Origin of the sequence: Rhodococcus rhodochrous, assembly GCF_900187265.1 — a bacterium.
Classification (GTDB): Bacteria; Actinomycetota; Actinomycetes; order Mycobacteriales; family Mycobacteriaceae; genus Rhodococcus; species Rhodococcus rhodochrous.
Genome location: NZ_LT906450.1, coordinates 381,951 through 402,689, shown reverse-complemented (window position 1 = coordinate 402,689; position 20,739 = coordinate 381,951). Strand labels below are relative to the sequence as shown.

The 20,739-nt window shown below is 68.6% G+C and carries 18 protein-coding genes; 14 read left to right on the top strand and 4 right to left on the bottom strand.

Annotation, left to right across the window (positions count from 1 at the left end; all coding sequences use genetic code 11):
* The first annotated feature begins 59 nt into the window (after nucleotides 1–59).
* From CKW34_RS01860 to CKW34_RS01815, 10 genes are all read left to right on the top strand, one after another.
* Complete coding sequence (locus CKW34_RS01860; protein ID WP_059383160.1) at nucleotides 60–1,118, top strand: LLM class flavin-dependent oxidoreductase; 1,059 nt, start codon at nucleotides 60–62, stop codon at nucleotides 1,116–1,118.
* A complete protein-coding gene (locus CKW34_RS01855; protein ID WP_059383161.1) occupies nucleotides 1,115–1,735 on the top strand; it encodes a cysteine hydrolase family protein in 621 nt (206 codons plus the stop codon). Before CKW34_RS01860 ends, CKW34_RS01855 begins: the two co-directional genes overlap by 4 nt.
* Nucleotides 1,732–3,084, top strand: a complete 1,353-nt coding sequence (locus CKW34_RS01850; RefSeq protein ID WP_059383214.1) for an NtaA/DmoA family FMN-dependent monooxygenase — start codon at nucleotides 1,732–1,734, stop codon at nucleotides 3,082–3,084. Before CKW34_RS01855 ends, CKW34_RS01850 begins: the two co-directional genes overlap by 4 nt.
* A 207-nt stretch (nucleotides 3,085–3,291) precedes the next feature.
* Entirely contained in the window at nucleotides 3,292–3,993 is a 702-nt protein-coding gene (locus CKW34_RS01845) for a flavin reductase family protein (RefSeq protein ID WP_059383162.1), read from the top strand.
* A 108-nt stretch (nucleotides 3,994–4,101) separates the two neighbouring features.
* The gene (locus CKW34_RS01840) at nucleotides 4,102–5,172 is read left to right on the top strand and encodes a BMP family ABC transporter substrate-binding protein (RefSeq protein ID WP_197700689.1); all 1,071 of its coding nucleotides are present in this window, start codon (nucleotides 4,102–4,104) and stop codon (nucleotides 5,170–5,172) included.
* Nucleotide 5,173: 1 nt separating this feature from the next.
* Nucleotides 5,174–6,778 (top strand): ABC transporter ATP-binding protein, encoded by a 1,605-nt coding sequence (locus CKW34_RS01835; RefSeq protein ID WP_080968311.1) that lies wholly within the window; start codon nucleotides 5,174–5,176, stop codon nucleotides 6,776–6,778.
* Entirely contained in the window at nucleotides 6,775–7,935 is a 1,161-nt protein-coding gene (locus CKW34_RS01830) for an ABC transporter permease (RefSeq protein ID WP_064059879.1), read from the top strand. The genes CKW34_RS01835 and CKW34_RS01830 overlap by 4 nt, the downstream gene beginning before the upstream one ends.
* Nucleotides 7,932–8,846, top strand: coding sequence for an ABC transporter permease (locus CKW34_RS01825; RefSeq protein WP_080968312.1), 915 nt, complete (start codon nucleotides 7,932–7,934; stop codon nucleotides 8,844–8,846). The genes CKW34_RS01830 and CKW34_RS01825 overlap by 4 nt, the downstream gene beginning before the upstream one ends.
* 56 nt (nucleotides 8,847–8,902) lie before the next feature.
* Complete coding sequence (locus tag CKW34_RS01820) at nucleotides 8,903–9,970, top strand: TauD/TfdA family dioxygenase (RefSeq protein WP_059383165.1); 1,068 nt, start codon at nucleotides 8,903–8,905, stop codon at nucleotides 9,968–9,970.
* Nucleotides 9,971–10,015: 45 nt separating this feature from the next.
* On the top strand, nucleotides 10,016–12,217 hold the full coding sequence (locus CKW34_RS01815; RefSeq protein ID WP_059383166.1) for a cytochrome P450/oxidoreductase: 2,202 nt from the start codon (nucleotides 10,016–10,018) through the stop codon (nucleotides 12,215–12,217).
* A gap of 63 nt (nucleotides 12,218–12,280) precedes the next feature.
* Here CKW34_RS01815 and CKW34_RS24220 read toward each other — a convergent pair whose 3' ends face one another.
* Nucleotides 12,281–13,369, bottom strand: a complete 1,089-nt coding sequence (locus CKW34_RS24220; RefSeq protein ID WP_064059878.1) for an NAD(P)-dependent alcohol dehydrogenase — start codon at nucleotides 13,367–13,369, stop codon at nucleotides 12,281–12,283.
* 100 nt (nucleotides 13,370–13,469) lie between these two features.
* Here CKW34_RS24220 and CKW34_RS01800 point away from each other — a divergent pair, with 100 nt between their 5' ends.
* Nucleotides 13,470–14,918, top strand: a complete 1,449-nt coding sequence (locus tag CKW34_RS01800; RefSeq protein WP_059383168.1) for an aldehyde dehydrogenase family protein — start codon at nucleotides 13,470–13,472, stop codon at nucleotides 14,916–14,918.
* A gap of 68 nt (nucleotides 14,919–14,986) precedes the next feature.
* Here the strand turns inward: CKW34_RS01800 and CKW34_RS01795 are convergent, their stop codons facing one another.
* On the bottom strand, nucleotides 14,987–16,075 hold the full coding sequence (locus CKW34_RS01795) for an acetamidase/formamidase family protein (RefSeq protein ID WP_059383169.1): 1,089 nt from the start codon (nucleotides 16,073–16,075) through the stop codon (nucleotides 14,987–14,989).
* A 194-nt stretch (nucleotides 16,076–16,269) separates the two neighbouring features.
* Between CKW34_RS01795 and CKW34_RS01790 the strand changes: the two genes are divergently transcribed.
* From CKW34_RS01790 to CKW34_RS01780, 3 genes are read left to right on the top strand one after another with little or no spacing between them, the layout of a single operon-like run.
* On the top strand, nucleotides 16,270–17,166 hold the full coding sequence (locus CKW34_RS01790; RefSeq protein ID WP_059383170.1) for a VOC family protein: 897 nt from the start codon (nucleotides 16,270–16,272) through the stop codon (nucleotides 17,164–17,166).
* Entirely contained in the window at nucleotides 17,144–18,469 is a 1,326-nt protein-coding gene (locus CKW34_RS01785) for a zinc-binding metallopeptidase family protein (protein WP_059383171.1), read from the top strand. The genes CKW34_RS01790 and CKW34_RS01785 overlap by 23 nt, the downstream gene beginning before the upstream one ends.
* Nucleotides 18,466–19,242: an IclR family transcriptional regulator gene (locus CKW34_RS01780; protein WP_059383172.1), complete on the top strand. Its 777-nt coding sequence runs from the start codon at nucleotides 18,466–18,468 to the stop codon at nucleotides 19,240–19,242. The genes CKW34_RS01785 and CKW34_RS01780 overlap by 4 nt, the downstream gene beginning before the upstream one ends.
* Nucleotides 19,243–19,281: 39 nt before the next feature.
* Here the strand turns inward: CKW34_RS01780 and CKW34_RS01775 are convergent, their stop codons facing one another.
* On the bottom strand, nucleotides 19,282–20,259 hold the full coding sequence (locus tag CKW34_RS01775; RefSeq protein WP_059383173.1) for an NAD(P)/FAD-dependent oxidoreductase: 978 nt from the start codon (nucleotides 20,257–20,259) through the stop codon (nucleotides 19,282–19,284).
* Nucleotides 20,256–20,579, bottom strand: coding sequence for a ferredoxin (gene fdxA / locus CKW34_RS01770; RefSeq protein ID WP_059383174.1), 324 nt, complete (start codon nucleotides 20,577–20,579; stop codon nucleotides 20,256–20,258). Before fdxA ends, CKW34_RS01775 begins: the two co-directional genes overlap by 4 nt.
* Nucleotides 20,580–20,739: the final 160 nt, after the last annotated feature.

The following is a 20,739-nucleotide window of genomic DNA, read 5'->3' as shown; positions in this document are numbered from 1 at the left end:
CGCCATCCGGCGGCGAGTGCGGGGTGTGCAGATCCATCCGACACAGAGTGGAGCGCGTCATGACCAGCAGCGAGCACAGCACCGAGTTCGGTATCTTCCTCCCCATCTCCAACGGAGGCTGGATCGTCTCGGACACTGCACCCGCCATCGAGGCGACCTACGCCTACAACCGCGCCGCCGCAGTGGCGGCCGACCGTCTGGGTTTCGATTTCGTCATGTCGCAAGCGAAGTGGCGTGGGTACGGCGGCCGCACCGACCACTGGGGCAGGACGCTCGAGTCGATGACGATGATGGCCGGCCTCGCCGAGGCGACGGAACGTGTGAAGATCTGGGCGACGGTGCACACCATCCTCTTCAACCCCGCCATCGTCGCGAAGATGTTCACCACTCTCGACCAGATCAGTGACGGGCGGTGTGGGATGAACATCGTGGTCGGATCGTTCTCCGAAGAGTTCGCCCAGATGGGCATGTGGCCGGATCACCTGGATCACAACGAGCGCTACCGTTATTCGGACGAATGGGTGCGATTGCTGCTGCGCCTGTGGTCGGAGGACTCGGTGACCGCCGAGGGCGACTACTTCACGTTGCGGGACTGCTCCTCGCGGCCGCATCCGGAGACCCGCCCGACGCTGATCTGTGCCGGACGCTCGCCCGCCGGGATCGACTTCCAGGCACAACATTGCGACGCGGCGTTCCTGTCCGCGTTCGACCGCCCGGGCCTGCGCGAGGTGAGCCTCGCGGTGAAGAAGCGCGCCCAGGATCTGGGCCGCTCCATCAAGACCTACACGATGGCGACGGTCGTCCTCGACGACACCGACGCGGCGGCCGAGGCCCGGCGGCGGGAGTACTCCCGAGGTGTGGACCTGGAGGCGTTGGACAACATGGCCGCCGCCTACGGAATGCAGACCGACAGGAATGCCACTCCCAGTTCGAAATCGCTCGAACAGCAGGGATTCCAGACCGAGGTGGTCACCGGCAGCGCCGCCACCGTCCGGGAGCAGATCGAAGAACTGGTGGACGACGCCGAACTCGACGGCCTCATGCTGATCTTCCCGGACTACGTCGGCGACCTCGAACGGTTCGGCACCGAGGTGCTGCCCGGGCTGCAGTCCCGATGAGCACGCTGCCGGGTGCCACCGAGCGCGGCGCCCTCCTCGTGATCGACGTCCAGCACTCGTTCGCCGATCCCGCTCACCTTCCCTGGCTGGAGCCCGACGGCGCCGCGGCGCTCGCAGCCGCGGTGGACCGCACGACCGAACTGGTCGATGCATTCCGTCGCGGCGGTCTGCCGGTGCTGTGGGTCCGGTTGGAACAGCGGGCCGAGTCCCCCTGGGCCTCGTCCCGCCACCTGCGCGGGATCCCCGACGAGGCACCGTGGCCGGGGGACGAGCCCTGCGTCGCGGACACCGCCGGGGTCCGATGGTTCGGAGTGGAACCCGGCCCGGGCGAGACCGTCGTCACCAAACGGCGGTACAGCGCCTTCCTCGGCACGGACCTGGCGGCGATCCTCACGGACGCGCAGGTCGAATGGCTGTGCGTCGCCGGGCTCACCACCGAATGTTGTGTCCTCACCACGACGTTCGACGGAATGCAGTTGGGGTACCGCATGGTGGTCGCGTCGGACGCCGTCGCGACCTATGATCCCCGACTCCACGACGCGTCCCTGCGCATCCTGGCCGACAACGCCGCGTGGATCCGGTCCACCGCCGACCTCGCTTCGGCGGTGCAGCCATGATGAAACTCGCATTCGACCTCTCCTTCACCCACACCGAGGGCCGTTGGCAGGCACCGGGTTCGTGGGTGGGAACCAGCTATCCCGACCACCGGATGTTCACCGAGATCGCGGTCACTGCGGAACGCGCAGGAATCGACATGCTCTTCTTCGGCGACGGCGTGGGCGTGCCGGACACCTGGAAGGGTTCGATGGATGCCGCGGTGCGTTGGGGGATCCAGTGGCCGCGGCAGGACATGAGCCCGGTGGTCGCCGCGGCCGCGCAGGCGACGACGCGGATCGGGTTCGGCCTCACCTACTCGTCGACCTACCTGCATCCGTTCTACCTGGCCCGGTTGATGAACTCGCTCGATCACGTCACCGGCGGCCGGATCGCCCTCAATGTCGTTGCCTCGGGACGGGTTTCCGATGCGGCGAACTACGGATTCGACACCCTCATGCCGCACGACCGGCGGTACGAGCGGATGGAGGAGTTCGTCGAGGTGTGCCGGCGCCTGTGGGCCTCGGCCGAACCGGGTGTGGTCGTCGAGGATCGCACCACCGGCCAGTACGGCGATCCGACGAAACTGCACCGGATCGATCATCGCGGCGAGCACTTCGCCGTGCGGGGGCCGTTGCCGACGGTACCCAGCCCGCAGGGCCGTCCGGTCCTGGTCCAGGCCGGAGCCTCCCCACGCGGCATCGCGGCATCGGCGTCGTTCGCGGACATCGTCTTCGGGGTCGGCGGCGACCGTGACCGGCAGGTCCGCCACCGGGCCGATCTGGATGCGGCCCTCGAGCGCGCCGGACGCGACCCTGCGACGGTGGGCATCCTGTGGGCGGTCCAGGTGATCGTGGGCGTCACGGCCGCCGAGGCGCAACAGCGCCGAGCCGAGTTGCTCGGGGGCCTGTCCCTCGAGGGGATCGGCACGTATCTGTCGTACAACTCCGGTTTCGACTTCTCGGGACTGCCGTCGTCGTTCGTGCTGGGCGAGATCGCGGCCGAGATCGAGGCCGCGCAGTCGACGCAGGCGGGCTTCGTCGCCGAACTCGTCGAGCGTCTGGGTGCCGACACCCGGATCAGCCGTGCGGAGTTCTTCGACGCCGGCTGGCGACACAGCACGGGATACGACCAGACGATCGCGGGCACCGTCGAGGACGTCGCCGATCAGCTCGAGGACCAGTTCGAGGCGACCGGTCGCCGCGGCGGCTTCATGATCACCAACCCGGTGTGCATGCCGGGATCGCTGTACGACGTTGCACACCTTCTCGTTCCGGAGTTGCGGCGCCGTGGCCTGCGCCCGGATTCGTACCCCGGGTCCACCCTGGCAGAGAACCTCCTGGGGCGCCCACTGTCCTGCCGACTGTCCTGAGACGGCCGCCCCCTCTGCAGAATCTGCGATACGGCATACCTCATAGCGGGATTTGCACCCACTCCGCCGTTTCGGCCCGGTTACCGCTCTTAACAGTGTGTTTCCAAACCATCGATCCAGGCTTCCGGGCATTGACAGCGGGTGTGCACCCAACAAGCATCTCGTTACACGCAATGCCGTATCGCACAATGAAAGAGGTGACTGTCCATGGGGAATCCCTCGGCAGGCTTGGCGCCCACCCCGGCCACCTGGTCCCTGATCGAATTCGACGACCGGACCGCCGCCCAGAAGCAGGGACTGCTCTCCCATCTCGTCGTGCCGCGGCCGATCGCGATGATCACGACACTCGGGCCTGCCGGCGAATTGAACGTCGCCCCCTACAGCTACTACATGCCGGTGTGCGGCGAACCGCCCACGATCGCCATCACCATCGGCGGCATCCGGACGGCCACCGACGAGCCGAAGGACACCTGGTCCAACATCGAACGCACCGGTGAGTTCGTCGTGAACCTGACCAACGACGCACTGGCGCCGTACATCGAGACGGTGGCCCGCGAGTACCCGGTGGGCGTCGACGAGGCCGCGATCGCCGGCTGGGAAGGCACTGCGTCCCGAATGGTGGCCGCCCCCTCGCTGGTTCAGAGTCCGGCACACCTCGAGTGCCGGGTCCGCGAAGTCATCGACCGCGGGGACCTCGACGTCCGCTTCTCCGGATTCCATCTCGTGCTCGCCGAGGTGCTGTGCATCACCGTCGACGAATCACTCCTCGCCGAACCGGGACGCATCGACCCCGAGAAGGTCACCCCCATCGGCCGCATGGGATTTCCCTACTTCGTCACCGCCACGGGCGACGCTCTGTTCCAGCAGGAACGCATCGAGTACGCCGACCTCCCCGCCGACGCTCGCTGACCGGGTCCGGCGCTCGCCGGAAGTCCTTCGGCACCGAAGTTCTTCACCCAAGTTCTGCACCACAGTTCTTCACCTCAACCGTGCTTCACCACAACGGAGGAATTCATCGTGAGACGAACCCGAGTGTCTGCCCTGATGGCCGGGGCCTGCGCCCTGCTGCTCGGCGCGACGGCCTGCTCCGACCGCGCCACCGAATCGGCCGCCGCCGACACCAGCGAAGCCCGCTCCTCCGACACCCAGCCCGACGTCAACGGCGACGGCAAGGTGATCGTCGGTGTGATCAGTCCCGGTGACCTCAACGACAACGGTTACTACGAGAGCTTCGTCGTCAGCGCCCAGAAGTTCGCGGACGACAACGGCTGGGAACTCATCAAGATGGGACAGGTCAACCCGGCCAACGCGGCCGAACAGGCGCGCAACCTGTGCCGCCAGAAGGTCGACCTCGTCGCGCTGGCGGCCGCCGAGATGAAGGACGCGATCCCGGTGGCCGCGGAACCGGACTGCGCGAACACGGCCTGGTACGTACCGTCGAGCGCCGACCTGGAGAGCACCCCCTACATCGCCCGCTCCCGCGACTTCGTCAACGAGACCGCACTCGCTGCCGGTTACGCCAACGGCATCCTCATGCGCGATGCGGGAATGACCAAGGCCGGGTACATCTCCGGACCGGAACTCGACTTCTCGGTGATGGCGGCGAAGGGCTTCGAGGTCGGCATCCAGATGGTCGTCCCGGAAGCCACCGTGGTCTCCACCTTCACCGGTGACTTCAACGACTCCGCGAAGGCCCGTGAGGCGGCGCAAGCCCAGATCAGCCAGGGCGTCGAGGCGCTCTACCCGTACCTCGGTGGTGCAACCGACGCCGTCGCGCAGCTCGGATCGGACAAGGGCGTGATCCTCTCCACCCCTGGTACCGACCGGTGCGGTGAGACGGCGATCGACTGGTCCGTCTCGGTGATCTTCGATCCGGGCGAGTACTTCGCCGCCGCACTCGCCGACTTCTCCGAGGGCAAGCTGCAGATGGGTGAGCTCCGTGAGTGGCACCTGGGTGTGGACTCCGTACCGACCGTGGTCCTGTGCAACGGCACCGACGCCCAGAACGCCGAGCTCGCAGAGTTCATCGAGAAGGTCGGCGCCGGAGAGATCGTGCCCGACGACGTGATCGCACAGGCTGGCGCATGAGATGAGCGGACCTGACATCGTCACGGACGGGCCGCTGTCGGAGCCACCGACGATCTCCGACGAACCCGAACCACTGGTGCTGCGCGGCATCACCAAGCGGTACGGACCGGTCACTGCGTGCGAGGCCGTCGACCTCACCGTGCACGCCGCCGAGATCCACGGCCTGCTCGGCGAGAACGGCGCCGGCAAGTCCACCCTGATGAAGATCCTGCTGGGGCTGGTCGGCCCCGACGACGGTGCGATCTTCCGGTCGGGCAAGCGGGTGAACATCGACAGCCCTTACGCTGCACAGGGTCTCGGGATCGGCATGGTGCACCAGCACTTCAGCCTCATCGACGCCCTCACGGTCTGGGAGAACGTCGTCCTCGGCGAACGCGGCCAGGTCGACCGAGCCCGGGCATGTGCGGACGTCGAGGCGGTCGGCGCTCGGTACGGTCTGCCGATCGACCCGCTCGCGACGGTGTCGGAACTCTCCGCCGGTCAGCGCCAGCGCGTCGAACTGGTCAAGTGCCTGCGGCGTGATCCGCAGGTGCTGATCCTCGACGAACCCACATCGGTGCTGACCTCGGCGGAGTCCCAGGAACTGTTCACGGTGCTCCGCAATGCGGTGGTGGCCGAGAAGCGTTCGGTGATCCTGATCAGTCACAAACTCTCGGAGATCGCGGCCGCCACCGACCGGGTCACCGTGCTTCGTCGGGGACGGGTGGTGTACCGCGGGATCACCGCGGAGACCACTCCCGAACAACTGGCCCGGCAGATGGTGGGCCGCGAGGTCTCGCTCCACCACGGCGGGGCGCTGGGAGCCGACCCCGACCAGCTCGAGGTGGTGTCGCCGGCCCCGGTCGAACTCGTCACCGACACCGTGCCGACTCTCCGGCTCTCGTCGATCACCCTGCGTAACAGCGACGGTCGGGCACTGCTCGACGACCTGTCACTCGACGTCCACGCCGGTGAGATCGTCGGACTGTACGGAGTCGAGGGAAACGGCCAGTCCGAACTCGGGGACCTGCTGTCCGGTCTGCGCTCGGACGTCTCGGGTCAGGTCACCGTCGACGGCAGGACCGTCGACCTGACCGCCCCCGGGGCGATGGCCACCGCCGGGGTCGGAGTGATCCCCGAGGACCGGCACCGCAGCGGCGTCGTACTGGACCTGAGCATTGCCGACAACCTGGTGATGAAGGACCTCGCCAGTGTGTCCCGCCGGGGCTGGCTCGACCGTCGCACAATCCGGGATCGAGCAGCGGAACTGGTGCGCCAGTACAACATTGCGACGCCCTCGGTGGACGTGCCGCTGCGCAGCCTCTCCGGAGGCAACCAGCAGAAGGTGGTGCTGGCCCGCGAACTGTCGGCGCGCCCGGCAGTCCTGGTGGCAGCGCAACCGACACACGGCCTCGACATCGGCGCCATCGAGGACATGTACACCCGGCTGCGTGAGGCAGCCGACGCCGGCGTGGCAGTGCTGCTCGTCAGCACGGAACTGGAGGAGGTCATGGCGCTCAGCGATCGCGTCGCAGTGCTCTCCGGTGGTCGCATCACGGGAGTCCTCGCACGTGCCGAGGCGACCAGCGAACGTCTCGGCATGTTGCTCGGCGGGGAGGCCGCATGAGCACCACCGGCCTCGCACCCCAGACCCCGGCACCGCCCCTGCCGCCGCGTCCGCCGCAGCGGACGCGCGTCCCGTCGTGGTTGCGTCCCGACCGCGGGACGACCGGGCAGATCGGCATCACGACGCTCGCCGTCGCGGTGGCCCTGCTGCTGTCGACGCTGCTGGTCGCCGCGACCGGTGGGTCCCCGTCCGCGGTCGCCGCCGCGATCGTCCGCGGCAGCCTCGGCGACAGCGCCGCGTGGACCCAGACACTGCTCGCCACCGCCCCGCTGCTGCTCGTCGCACTGGGCGCGTGCATCGCCAGCCGCGCCGGAGTGTTCAACATCGGGCAGGAGGGCCAGGTGCTTCTGGGCGCGATGGGCGGCACCTTCATCGCCCTGCGCCTGCCCGGCCCGCCGCTGCTCGTGATCCCGGTCAGCCTGCTCGCCGGCGCCGCGCTCGGCGGCCTCCTCGCCGCCGTCAGCGCCCTGCTGTACCGCATCCGGCAGGTCAATATCGTCGTCAGCACACTGTTGCTGTCCTTCGTCGCAGTCCAGGTGGTGAGCTTCGCGGTCAGCACCCCGTGGCTCCTGCAGGAACCGCGCGGCTCGGCCAATGCCACCGCGGCCGCTCAGTCCGCGCTCATCCCCGCCGACTACCGGATGCCTGCCTTCGGCCAGTCCCCCGGACTGAGCATCGGACTCGGGCTCGTACTGGCGTTGGTCGCCACTGTCGCCGTCTGGGCCCTGCTCTCGCGCAGCACCCTCGGCTTCCGCCTGGACATGATCGGGCTCAACCCGGTCACCGCCCGGCACGCCGGTGTCCGCGTCGCTCTGATCGGAACCGGTGCGCTCGTCGCCTCCGGTGCGTTCGCGGGTCTGGCCGGCGCGGTCATCGTCGAATCGTCGGCGTTCCGCCTGCAACCCGCGGTCTCGAACAACTACGGCTGGGACGGGCTGCTCGTCGCGCTCATCGCCCGTAACCGTCCGCTGGTCGCCATCCCCGTCGCGCTCGCGTTCGGTGCCCTGCGCACGGGATCGAACTTCCTGGCCGCGACCGGTGTCCCCATCTACCTCGTCAACGTCGTGCAGTCGCTCCTGGTGCTCGCCTTCGTCATTGCCCCTGCGATCACCGCGGTCCTCGAGCGCCGCAGAATCAGCCGAGAGGTGCAGTCATGAGCATGGTCGACAACGCCGAGGTCATCCTGTCGAGCGCGATACGCCTGACCGCTCCGCTCGCGTTCGCCGCGTGCGGTGAGTATCTCGCCGAACGGGCCGGCACGCAGAACATCTCCGTCGAGTCGATGATGCTGTCCGGGGCGTTCGGCTCGGTCGCGATCGCCAGCCTCACCGGCAACGCGCTCATCGGTCTGGTCGGCGGCGCCCTCGTCGGCCTGGTCGTCGGCCTGATCCACGGTCAACTCTCCCACCGACTCGAAGTGAACACCTTCGTCATCGGCCTCGTCCTCAACACCCTCGCGCTCGGGCTGACCAGCTACCTGATCTCACTGGCGGACTTCGACAGTCACCAGGTGGGCATGCTCACCATTCCCGGGCTCAGCGACATACCCGTCATCGGCGACGCGTTGTTCTCGAACCGATGGCCCATGTACCTGCTGGTGTTGATCGTGCCGCTCACGTGGTGGCTCGTCGAACGCAGCCGCTGGGGTCTCGAACTGCGGGCGATCGGCGACAATCCGCAGGCGTGCGACGCCACCGGCATCGACGTCAACCGGCGGCGCCGGCAGGCCCTGCTGTGGTGCGGCCTGATGGCGGGTATGGGTGGCGCGTACCTGGCAGTGTGCGAGGTGGGTTCGTTCAACGCCAACATGACCGGCGGACGCGGCTTCCTCGTGCTCGCGGCAGTGATCTTCGGATGCTGGCGACTCAAGGGCGCCTTGGTCGGCTGCTTCGTGTTCGGTCTCGCCGATGCACTCCGACTCGCTCTGCCCGCGCTCGGCTTCGAACTCAACTCGCAGATGCTCATCGCGGCGCCGTACGTCCTGGCGCTGGCCGCCATGGTGCTGATGACCCAGACCGGACGTGAGCCGCGTTCGCTCGGCCAGCCGTTCAGCCGCGGCCTGACATGACACCCCGACGATCGACCGGGAACACGGCGAAAACCTCAGTAACACAAGGAGATGACATGACAGTCACGACACCTGGCCTGCGGCCGGTCACCGGACCCGCAGCCTGGACCGGTGCCGAACTGCGCGGGCGCACCGACTGGGTGTACCTGCTCACCGAAGCGGAGATCGCCGAGCTCGAAGCCGCCGGGCGCCGATTCGTCACCGAGAACCCGGACCTGCGAACCGTCACCAAGGACGACTATCCGCTTCCGGTGTGTGCCGACGGCATCGCTCGGTGGAGCAACGACCTCGACCGTGGCCGCGGGTTCGTCCTGGTCCGCGGCCTGCGCACCGAGCTGTACTCCGATGCCGTCTCCGGGGCGATCTTCTTCCTGCTCGGCCTGCACCTCGGCGTCCCGATGCCGCAGAACCAGCACGGCGACCTCCTCGACCACGTGGTCGCGACGTCGAACAAGACGATGGACGACCCGGAGGCGCTGCCCTCGCGCGTCCGGGACAAGCTCGAGTTCCATTCCGACTCCTCCGATGTCGTGGGACTCATCTGCCTGCGGGGCGCCGCGAGCGGCGGCGAGAGCCGTCTCGTCAGCGGCGCCGCGCTGTACAACCGGGTCCTCGAACTGCGTCCCGACCTGGCCCCGCTCATGCTCGAACCGTGGTACTGGGACTGGTACAAGCAGGACCACGACGCCCCGTCGCGCACCTACGTCTCCCCCATGGTCAGCGACGTCGACGGCGTGTTCAGCATCTACGCCGGCGGTTCGATGATCCGTAGCGCCCAGGACTACGACGAGGTGCCCCGGCTCACCGAGGCGCAGCGCGAACTGCTCGACCTGATCCCGACACTCACCGCCGACGACGATCTCCCGCTGGACATGCAGTTCCAGCCGGGCGATATCCAGTGGCTGCTCAACTACGCTGCGCTGCACTCGCGTCGGGAGTTCGTCGACTATCCGGTCCTGCAGAAGCGGCGGCACCTGCTGCGCCTGTGGTTGCGCCGTCACGAGCCCCGCCCGCTCGTCGAAGGGTTCGGCAAGCCGGTCACCGCGGACACCGCACCGGTGCAGGAAGGTGGCGCCTTCACGATCGGCGACGCCGTCATCCCTAAGGAGACGTGGGGTCTGTAACCCCGCACCCGCGTCCGAACACCCTCACCGACAAGGAGATCCGGCATGGCCCGCAGTGGACCCGTCATCGACTTCGACCATCACCGCCCGGAGTTCCGCGACGACGCCCCGGGCGTCTATGCGAGTGTCCGGGAGACCTGTCCGGTCGCGTGGACGGAGTCGCACGGGGGCTTCTGGGTGACGACCCGCTACTCGGACATCGTCCGCATCGCCCGCGACGACACGACGTTCTCCTCCTCCCGCGGCGAGACCCCCGAACTGGGGACCGCGATCGTGGTGCCGCGCGGACCCGGGCTCGTCCAGTACCCGATCGAACTCGATCCGCCGGAGGCGACCGTCTACCGGGATCTGGTGAATCCGCTGCTGAGCCGGGAGGCCGTCGAGCGGCTGCGACCGATGATCGACCGGCACACGCACGCGGTGATCGACGACTTCGTCGAGGAGGGTGTCGTCGATTTCGTCCGCCAGCTGACGAATCCGTTGCCGACCGCGGTGACGCTGGACTGGTTGGGGTTCCCGCGCGAGGACTGGAAGCGGCTCGCCGGTCCGGTGCACGACATCTTCGCGGCCGCGCCCGGGAGCGACCGGGCCGTCCGCGGTGGGAAGGCACTGGGCTGGATGGAGACTCGGATCCGCAGCCTTCTCGCCGAGCGGAGGATCGAGGCCCGGGACGACGCGCTGAGCCACCTCGTCGCCGCCACCCGCCCCGACGGGACTCCGTTCAGCGACGACGAACTGGTGTCGGTGGCGTTCCTGTTGATCGCCGGTGGGGTCGACACGACCACCTCGCTCACCGGATCCACACTCGTGTACCTCTCCGCCCACCCCGAGGACCGCGAACGGCTCCGGGCCGACCCCGCTCTGCTGGACGTGGCGACGGAGGAGTTCCTGCGGGTCTTCTCACCGTCCCAGTCGATGGCCCGCACGGTCACCACCGACACCGAGGTGGGCGGATGTCCGATGAGCCGCGGCGAACGGGTCCTGATCCCGTGGGTGGCGGGGAACTTCGATCCCGAGGTCTTCCCGGAGCCGGACCGGGTGATTCTCGACCGCGCCCCGCGCGGACACCTAAGTTTCGGGACCGGGTCCCACCGGTGCGCGGGTGCACACCTCGCCCGCGCGATGTTCCACTCGATGATCACAGCCGTACTGACCCGGCTCCCGGATTTCCGGGTCGATGCCGCGGCCGCGACACGGTACGAATCCTGCGGCAGCCAGGCGGGCTGGGATTCCATTCCGGCCACCTTCATGCCCGGCACACGGCTTTCGGGCACGGCACCGGCTCCGGGGACCACCCCGGAGCGTGTCGACGTCGTCGTAGCCGAACGCCGGATGTGGGCGAACGACGTGGTGGCCCTCGACCTCACGCCGGTGGACGGAGTGCTACCTCCGTGGCTCCCGGGCGCACACGTCGCGGTCACGCTCCCCTCCGGACGGGTCCGCCAGTACTCGTTGTGCAGTGCGCCGGCCGACGGAAGCCGTTACACGATCGCCGTTCGTCGCCAGCCCGACGGCCGGGGCGGCTCGTCGGAACTGCACGACGAGGTCCGGCCCGGGGACACCCTGTCGCTGTCCGCTCCGCGGAATCGCTTCGCGCTCGTGCCGGCGCCGTGGCGGACGTTCGTCGCGGGCGGCATCGGCATCACCCCGATCGTCACGATGGTGCGCGAACTGATCGCCGCGGGTGACACCCGGTGGGACTTCGTGTACTGCGGCCGGACTCGTGACGGGATGCCGCTGCTGGACGAGGTGACGGCGCTGGGTTCGTTCGGCCGGGTCCGCGTCCATGTGGACGAGGAGGACGGCATCCTCGACCTCACCGGCTGGGCCCGGGGGCTGCAGCCCGGTGCCGCGGTATTCTGCTGCGGCCCCGAATCGCTCATGAACGGCGTGGCACAGGTGCTCGCCCCGTCCGGACATCCACTGCACGTCGAGCGGTTCGGCGCCGGGGACTCGGTCGATCCGCTCGGTCCCGATCCGCAGCCGTTCGAGGTGGTGCTCGCACGCAGCGGACGGTCGCTGACCGTGCCGGCGACCCGAACCGCCCTCGATGTGGTCCGGGAGTGCGTACCGACGGTGTCCTCGGACTGCGAGGAGGGTTACTGCGGATCGTGCGAGGTGCGGGTCCTCGAGGGAACTCCGCTGCACCGCGACAGCGTGCTCACCGACGCCGAACGCGACTCGTCGAAGACCATGATGCTGTGCGTGAGTCGTTGTGCGGGCGAGAAACTCGTGCTCGATCTCTGACGAGCGAAGCAGGCGGGCCCGGACTCGACAGGAGTCCGGGCCCGCCTGCTGTGTGGCATCGCGTCAGAACTGCAGCACGGCCTTGACCACCCCGCCGCTGCGGGCGGCCTCCCAGGCCTCGGCGATGTCGGTGAACGCGTAGTTCCGGACGAGCTTCTCGGCCGGGAACCGGCCCGCGTCTGCCAGGTTCAGCAGATCGGGCACGGCGACCTCGGGCAGACTGCTCCCGGAGATCACACCGGTGACGGTCCGCCCGTTGAGCAGCGTGCGCCAGTCCAGCGAGATCGTCGACTCCGATCCGATACCCACCACCGCGCAGGTGCCACGCCGCGACAACGCCTCGACGGCGGCCGTCAGGACGCTGCCCACTCCCGTGCTCTCCACAGCGAAATCGACACCACCGGGTACGATCTCGTCGATGGCCGAGACCACGTCACCGCCGCCCGCCTCGACGACGTGGGTGGCCCCCACCGCGGACGCCAGGGCGAGGCGCTCGGGGCTGAGATCGACGGCGATCACCGCGCGGGCTCCGGCGGCGGCAGCAGCCATGACGGCCGCCAGACCCACCGTGCCCGCCCCGAAGACCGCCACCGTGTCGGTGGGCCCCGGCCGCAGGACGTTCAGGACGGCACCGGCGCCGGTCATCAACCCACACCCGTACGGGGCCACCGCCCGTGGATCGGCACCGGGCGGCAAGTCGACCAGACTGCTCTCCCGCACCACCATGTGGGTCGCGAAACTGGACTGACCGAGGAAGTGCGCGTACGCGGCATCACCGTCGAACTCCACTGCCGACGAGCCGTTCTCACGCGTGCCGCCAAAGTTGAGGTCGTCGAAACGAGTACAGTACGCGGGCTCGCCTGCGCGGCAGTTGGCGCAGGTCCCGCAACGTGCGAAGGTCGCGATCACGGCGTCGCCGGGAGCGAACCGTGTGACTCCGGGACCGCACTCCTCGACCCAGCCCGCGCCCTCGTGCCCGAGCACCGCGGGTTTCGACATCATGTGCGAGAAATGCAGATCGGTCGCGCAGATCCCGGTGGCGCCCAATCGGATCAGCACCTCTCCCTCGCGCGGATCGTCGATACGGACCTTCTGCAACTCCGGTGGCCGGCCCGGTTCGGTCACGACCGCCGCCACAACTTCACGAGACACCGAACGGTCTCCTTTCGGTGGTAAGGGCCCGCAGGAAACATCGTTGTTAAATGCGAGATATCGTCTTGCTTGACGATATGGATTATGCCATCGTCCAATCATGTTGTCGCTTCCTGAATCTCGGCTCCTCATCGACGGGGACTGGGTCCCCACCGCCACCGGCGAAACCCTGCCGGTCGAGGATCCGGCCACGTGTGAGACCTTCGCCCTGATCGCCGCGGCCGGCCCCGACGAGGTCGACCGCGCGGTGCGAGCCGCCGAGGCCGCGGCCGACCCGTGGGCCCGCACATCGCCGGCCGAGCGCGGCGCCGTCCTGCGCCGCTGGGCGGCCGCCATCGCCGAACACAGCGAGGAGCTGGCCGCGACCGAGGCCCGGGACGTCGGCAAGCCGCTCGGCGACGCCCGCCGGAACATCTGGATCGCGCACGACATGCTCGTCTACTTCGCCGGAATGGCCGACAAGGTCACCGGCGCCACCCTGCCCTCCCGGCTCGAGGAGAGCTTCGGATTCACCCTCGCCGAACCGCACGGAGTGTGCGCCCTCATCACCGCCTGGAACGTCCCCGCCCTGCTGATGATGGCCGAGGCCGCACCCGCCCTCGCAGCGGGAAACACCCTGGTCGTCAAGCCTTCCGAATGCGCACCCCTCGTCGTCCTCGCACTGGCCCGACTCGGCACGGAGTCCGGACTGCCGCCGGGAGTGCTCAACGTGGTCACCGGGCTGGGCCCGGCCGCCGGGCAGCCGTTGGTGAGCCACCCGGGGGTGCGGCACGTCAGCTTCGTCGGGTCGACCGCCACCGGCCGCGCCATCGTGCGCGGCGCCGCGGAACGACTCGTCCCGGTGAAACTCGAACTGGGCGGAAAGTCTCCCAACGTGGTCTTTCCCGACGCCGACCTCGACAGCGCACTTCCCGCCATCGCGGCGTCGATCGTCGAGAACGCCGGCCAGAACTGCAACGCGGGATCGCGCCTGCTCGTTCACAGGTCCGTGGCCGACGAGGTCACCGAGCGCCTCGCCACCATCTTCGCCGACGTCAAGATCGGACACTGGGACGACGATCTCGACATGGGGCCGGTCGCGAACGCCGCACAGCGCGCCAAGGTCGAGGGCCACATCGCGGGCGCGCGGGAGGCCGGCGCCCGCATCGTCACCGGTGGATCCCGGCCGGAGGGCGAACGTTTCGCCGCCGGGCACTTCGTGCAGCCGACGCTGATCGACCGCGTCGACCCCTCGATGGCCGTGGTCCGTGAGGAAGTGTTCGGCCCGGTACTCACCGTGCAGCGGTTCGACGACACCCCGGAGGCCGTGAACCTGGTCAACGACACCGGTTTCGGCCTCCAGGTGGGGGTGTGGACCCGGGATCTCTCGCGCGCGCTGCGCGTCGTCCGGGAGGTCCGCAGCGGTCAGGTCTCGGTGAACGAGGCCTCGAACGTCGGGGTGATCGGCCTGCCGTTCAACGTGACCAAGGACAGCGGCTTCAACGCCGGCGGCGGGTACACCGCGATGCGCGAGTACACGTCGGAGAAGGCCGTCAGCATCCGAATCTAGGCGCTTCGCGCCCGTGCGCACTTTTGGTAGCTCTGGCTACCAAAAGTGCGCACGGGTGGCGCAGCCGCCTAGTGCCAGGCCGGGAAGTCGCGCTTGCGGATGAGGCAGTGCACGCCCTTGACGTCGTCCACCACCTGACTGACTACGAAATCACCTGCAGCACTGAGGTAGAGGTAAGCGACGGACGGGGGAACCTCGGCCACCTCGGCCAGCACCCGGATCGCCTCGCGCACACACTTGCGCATCGCCTCGTCGAGATCTCGATCCAGACCGATCGCGATCCAGTGCGTCGCCGTCTCCCCCACGGGGCCGTCCAGCCCACCGACCGCGGCGAAGGCTGCATCCGGTTCGAGAACCGTCAACCGGACGGTGGTGCGCAGCGATGCCTCGAGCGCGGTGAGCGACACCTCGCCGTTGCCCTGGGCGAAGTGCGGGTCACCCATGTAGTAGCCGGCCCCGTCGACCTGCACCGGCAGGTACATGGCCGCACCGTGCCCGAGATCCCGCACGTCGAGATTGCCGCCGTGCCGACCCGGGGGGATGGTGTTGAGCGCCTCGTCGGTGGCCGCGGTGACACCGGACAGGCCCATGAACGGGGCGATGGGGAAGTCGATTCGACCCCCGGAACCCCACGCCATGGTCGCCTCACCGGAGTCCAGGTCCACCGTGCAGAACTGACTGAGGATCGGGACCGCCTCGCCGGTCTCGTCGTTCACCGGCCGCTCGCCGGCCAGGCAGCCCAGCCCGTGCCGGCTCGACACCACACCGTAGAGCACGCGCGGCAGCAGTTCCAGGTATTCGATCTTGAGGATGTCACCGGGACGGGCGCCCTCGACGTGGATCGGGCCGGTCACCACGTGCGGCCCGTCGGGGCCGCGGGTGTGCACGACGTCGGAGCCTGCGAGATCGACCAGGTCGACGAGAACGTCGGACGCCGCGACCCCGCGTTCACCGAAGTACGTCAACGGATCTCGGCCCTGGTCTTCCATCAGTCCCTCGTGGGAGATGGTGTCGACGGTGACCGTGTCGCCCGAGCGGACGGTGAGCATGGGCTTGCGGTCCGGGGTGGGGAGCCGGCCCCAGGACAGCGCCGCGCCCGACGCCGGAAGATAGTGCTGACCGGAAATCGGTCCGGTATGCGGTTGCAGGACAGTCAATTCTGGAACCTTTCGAATGGGACCGGGAAGCTGAGACGAGAGTCCGCCTCGGACCCGAAGGTAGTTTCGAACGGTTCCATCCACGTTACGTCGATGTTGCATTATGCAATGGCATCTCGCATAGCTTGACGGCATGGGGGTGGCTTCCTACAGTTCCAGGAATACCGAAGGGTGTTACGACGGAAGGTGTATTCGTGTCCGATCCACAGACGGCCCGCCCCCATGGCCCCCTGAGCGCGGAATTCGTGCGACTGGCGGTTCCGGACATGTCCGCGACCATCGAGTTCCTCGAATACCACGTCGGCCTCGCACTCGAGGAGCACGACGAGGAGCGTGCCTTCCTCCGCGTCGGGACCGAGCATCACAGCATCGAACTTGTCCACGACCCCTCGCTGGACCGGTTCCGCTACGACGGAGTCGGTTACAGCGTGGAGAACGAGGAGGTACTGGCCGGGATCGAGGAGCGCGTGCAAGCCGCCGGCCTCCCGGTGCTGCCGCTGACCGACCAGATGAAGGGGCTGTGCCAGAAGGGTTTCGCAGTCGAGGACCCCAACGGCACGCTCGTGGAACTGTTCGTCGACTTCGTCGAGTACGCCGAGGCGCCGTGGCCGGACCTGCGCCCGGAAACGTTGGTCCATCCGTTCGTCGTCACCGACCGGTACGAGGAGACGATCGCCTTCTACATGGACGTCCTCGGGTTCCTGGCCTCCGACTACGTCGAGGACTTCACGGTGTTCCTGCGCTGCGAGGACCGCTACCACCACAGCCTGGCGGTGCGACGGGCCGACCGCTTCTCGCTCGAGCACCTGTGCTTCATCATGGGCAGCCTGGACGGCGTCATGCGGCGCCGCGCCCGCGCCCAGTACAAGCAGGTGAAGATCCTCGGCGATGTCGTGAACCACTCCGCGTCCACCTCGATCGCGTTCTACCTGTTCGACGAGAAGCACGGTCCGCGTTACGAACTGTGCGACGGCCACCGCATCTTCACCACCGCCGAGCACGAGACCCATCGCCCGCGCCGACTCAAGCGCGATCCCCGGAACATCGACGTCTGGCGCGCGGAGTCCGATGACCGCACCTGGGCGCACTGATCTGGACGCCGATCCGGTCGCGGCCGACGACATCCGTGCGGCGTTGCGGGCCTCGACGGCCGTGCCCGCACCCCGCGGCGGCGAACTCGCGGCGGCGTCGCTGCTGCGCGACTGGATCGCGGACCGCTGGCCGGACCTGCAACCCACCGTCGAGCAGGTCGGCGAGTCCGGAGCGAACCTGCTGTGCCGCAGCGGTTCCGACACCGGCAACGAACTGCTCCTGTACTCCCACCTCGACACCTCGCTCACCGGACTCGGGAGGCGCGACCGCCTCGTGACGGGGCACCGCCGGGACGCGCCGACCGGGCTCCGGGAAACGGACGGCACGGTCGCAGGTTTCGGTCTGGGCGTCGCCCGCGGACCGGCGGCCGCCGCTCTGGTGGGATTCGCCGCAGCGGTCCGCCGGTTGCGCGCCGAAGACGTGCCGCACCGGCTGACGCTGCTGCTCGCCGGTGGCGGCACGCACCGCAACCTCCCCGATGCGAGGGGCGCCTCGGGCATCCGTCACCACCTCGCCCGGCACCCGCGGCCCACCGCGGCCGTCGTCGCCAAGGGCGGGCCGGACGGTCTGCTGTACGAGGAGCCCGGCGCCCTGTATCTGCGCGTGCGGATCACCGCGCCGCGATCGGTGGTCCTGGCCCGCGACCACGCGCGACCACCGGGCGGCCTGCCCGCCCACATCGGTCCGGTCTGCGCTGCCGTCGAGCGATGGCGCCGAGATGTGGTGCGTGGCCCCGGCAGTCGTGTGGGGCAGATCGCGCGGGAGGCCGGCATCGGCGCCGTCGAGTGCGGATCGCCGGAGAAACCCGATCTCCTCCCCGCCGCCCTGGACGTCCACGTCTACCTCGTGACTGTGCACGGCGACCGCGTCGACGACCTGACCGCCGCTCTCCGCAGGACGATCGTCTCCGAGCTTGCCGGCGGCCCGCTGCAGAAGTGCGGCGTCGAGGTGACCGTGGGGCCCGCCGACCCGGCCGGTGCCACCTCCCCGCACGCGAGGGTGGTCCAGCTCGCCGGCCGGGCGTGGGCGCGGCATTCGGGCACCGCCCCTCCTCCCGTGCAGGGCTGGACCGGGTCGACAGACGGGTCGGTTCTGCGTGCGGCCGGGATCGACACCGTCCGAACGGGCCCGGTCGCCGTCCCCGACCCCGAGGACGGCGACCTCGACGCCGTACACGTGGCCGACCTGGTGCGATTCGCGCGGATATACGCTGACACTGCAGCAGAATGGGCCCGGCACCCGGGCACCGCACCGGCGGCGACAGCGCCGGACGGCGAGGACGAGAGAGCGGAGAATCGATGACTGCCACCGAGAACGGCCAGGCGTCAGGCGAATTGAACGGGGAGACGAAGAGCGCGCCGGCCATCCAGGCAGTCGATCGCGCTGCCGTCATCCTCTCCACCTTCTCGGCGGCCAAGCCGCGCCTGACCCTCAACGAGATCACGGCGGCGCTCGGCACCAGCAAGGCCACCGCGCACCGCTACACCAAGGCCTTGCGGGCTGCGAACCTGCTGCGCTACGACACCGCCGAGACCGTCTACTCGCTGGGCCCCCAGGTCCTGGCCCTGGCCGCGGCCGCGCGGGCAGGGCTGCCGGTGATCCGCATCGCCGAACCGTTCATGGAGCGTCTGCTGCAGGAGGTCAAGGAGACGGTCGTCCTCAGCGTGTGGGACGGCGAGAGCCCCGTGGTCGTCGCCTCCAACGACAACACCGACGTGGTCGCGCGGATCACCGTGTCGGTGGGCGCCCGCCTGTCCCCCACCGCCTCGGCACAGGGGCGCGTGTTCTGCGCCTTCCTGCCCGAAGCCGAGGTACCCATGCTGCGCCGCGAGATCCAGACCGATCCCGAGTTCGCCGAGGAACTCGATGCTATCCGCGAGAGCGGAGTTTCGGTGAAATCCCCTGTGGTGAACGGCATCCGAACTCTGGCTGCACCCGTCTTCCAGGGCGGCCAGGTGGTAGCGGCACTCGCTGTCGTCGCTATCGCCATTCCCGGCGAGGACGTCGTCGAACGTCACATCCACGAACTGCGGCGTGCTGCCGAGAACCTCTCCGCAGAACTCGGACGCGCGTAACGGTGGCCGGTGAGGAGAACTCACCGGCCACCGTCTCCGTCATCGGTCCGAGGAGTGCCCCGGCACCGTCGACATCTTCGAATCGATCAGCGGTGCAAGGTTGTTCACCGCCGCTGCAGCTTCACCGAAGCCGACGCTCATCAGCCGGACCTTGCCGGGATACTCGGTGATGTCTCCCGCCGCATACACCCTCGGCAGGGACGTCTGCATGTGCCGGTCGACGACGATCCGCCGCCGGGACTGTTCGAGCCCCCACGTGTCGAGCGGTCCCAGGTCGGCGATGAATCCCAGCGCCGCCACGACCGTGTCCGCAGCCAAGGTCATCGATCCGTGGTCCCGGCTCGCGACCGTCACCTCGCGGATCTGCCCGTCGCCGGCGATACCCATCACCTCGTACGGTGTCAGGACCCGGACGCTCGACGCGTGCAGCGACGCGATACTGCGCTCGTGCGCGCGGAACGCGGTCCGCCGGTGCACAAGTGTGACGCTCCGCGCGATCGATTCGAGCCCCAGCGCCCAGTCCAGAGCGGAGTCCCCGCCACCGACGATGACCACGTCGTGGCCCGCGAGCTCGTCCAGTCGCGGTACGAAGTACCGCAGTCCGCGCCCCAGGTAGTCCTCGCCGACCGGTAGTTCACGCGGAATGAAGCTGCCGACGCCGCCGGTGATCAACACGGCCTTCGTCTCGATCCGCCGCCCGGCGTCCGTGATGACCACGACCCCGTCGTCGTGGTGCTCGATCTCGGTGGCGGTCTCACCGAGCACGAGGACCGGATCGGACTGCTGCGCCTGGGCGGTCAACGCGTCCACCAGTTCCTGTCCCCGTACCGCCGGGAACCCCGCGATGTCGAAGATCTCCTTCTCCGGGTACAGCGCGGCAACCTGCCCACCGACCTGCGGGAGCGAGTCGAGAAGCGCGACCCGCATCCCACGGAAGCCGGCGTAGTACGTGGCGTACAGCCCGGACGGGCCGGCGCCGATGACCAGCAGGTCCACCTGCACCACCGGGGCACTCATCGTTCGGCCGCCTTGTCCCACGCCGCGACGACCGGGTGGTCGGAGCCCCGTGGACCGACCTTGCGGGCGCCGCCCGGGGAGCCGATCTCGGCGAAGAACTCCCGATTTATCTCGACGAACGCGCGACGCTCCTCCGGCACGTCCTCCTCGTGGAAGATCGAGATCACCGGGCACACCGGCTCGCACCTCCCGCACTCGACGCACTCGTCGGGCTGGATGTACATCATCCGATCGCCCTCGTAGATGCAGTCGACCGGGCATTCCTCGATGCACGACTTGTCCGTCTCGTCGATGCACGCATTCGTGATTACGTAGGCCAACGCAACTCCTGATGTCGTCCGACAACCTGCGCGAGCCGACCCAAATATCTCTCAATTCGAGTCGGTAGTTCGCTATGCGAGATAGCCTGGTGGCAGCGGAAAGCCGTGTCAACACAAAGGAGGCGGCGTCAGGCTGATTTCACGTGTTCTTAATAGGGCG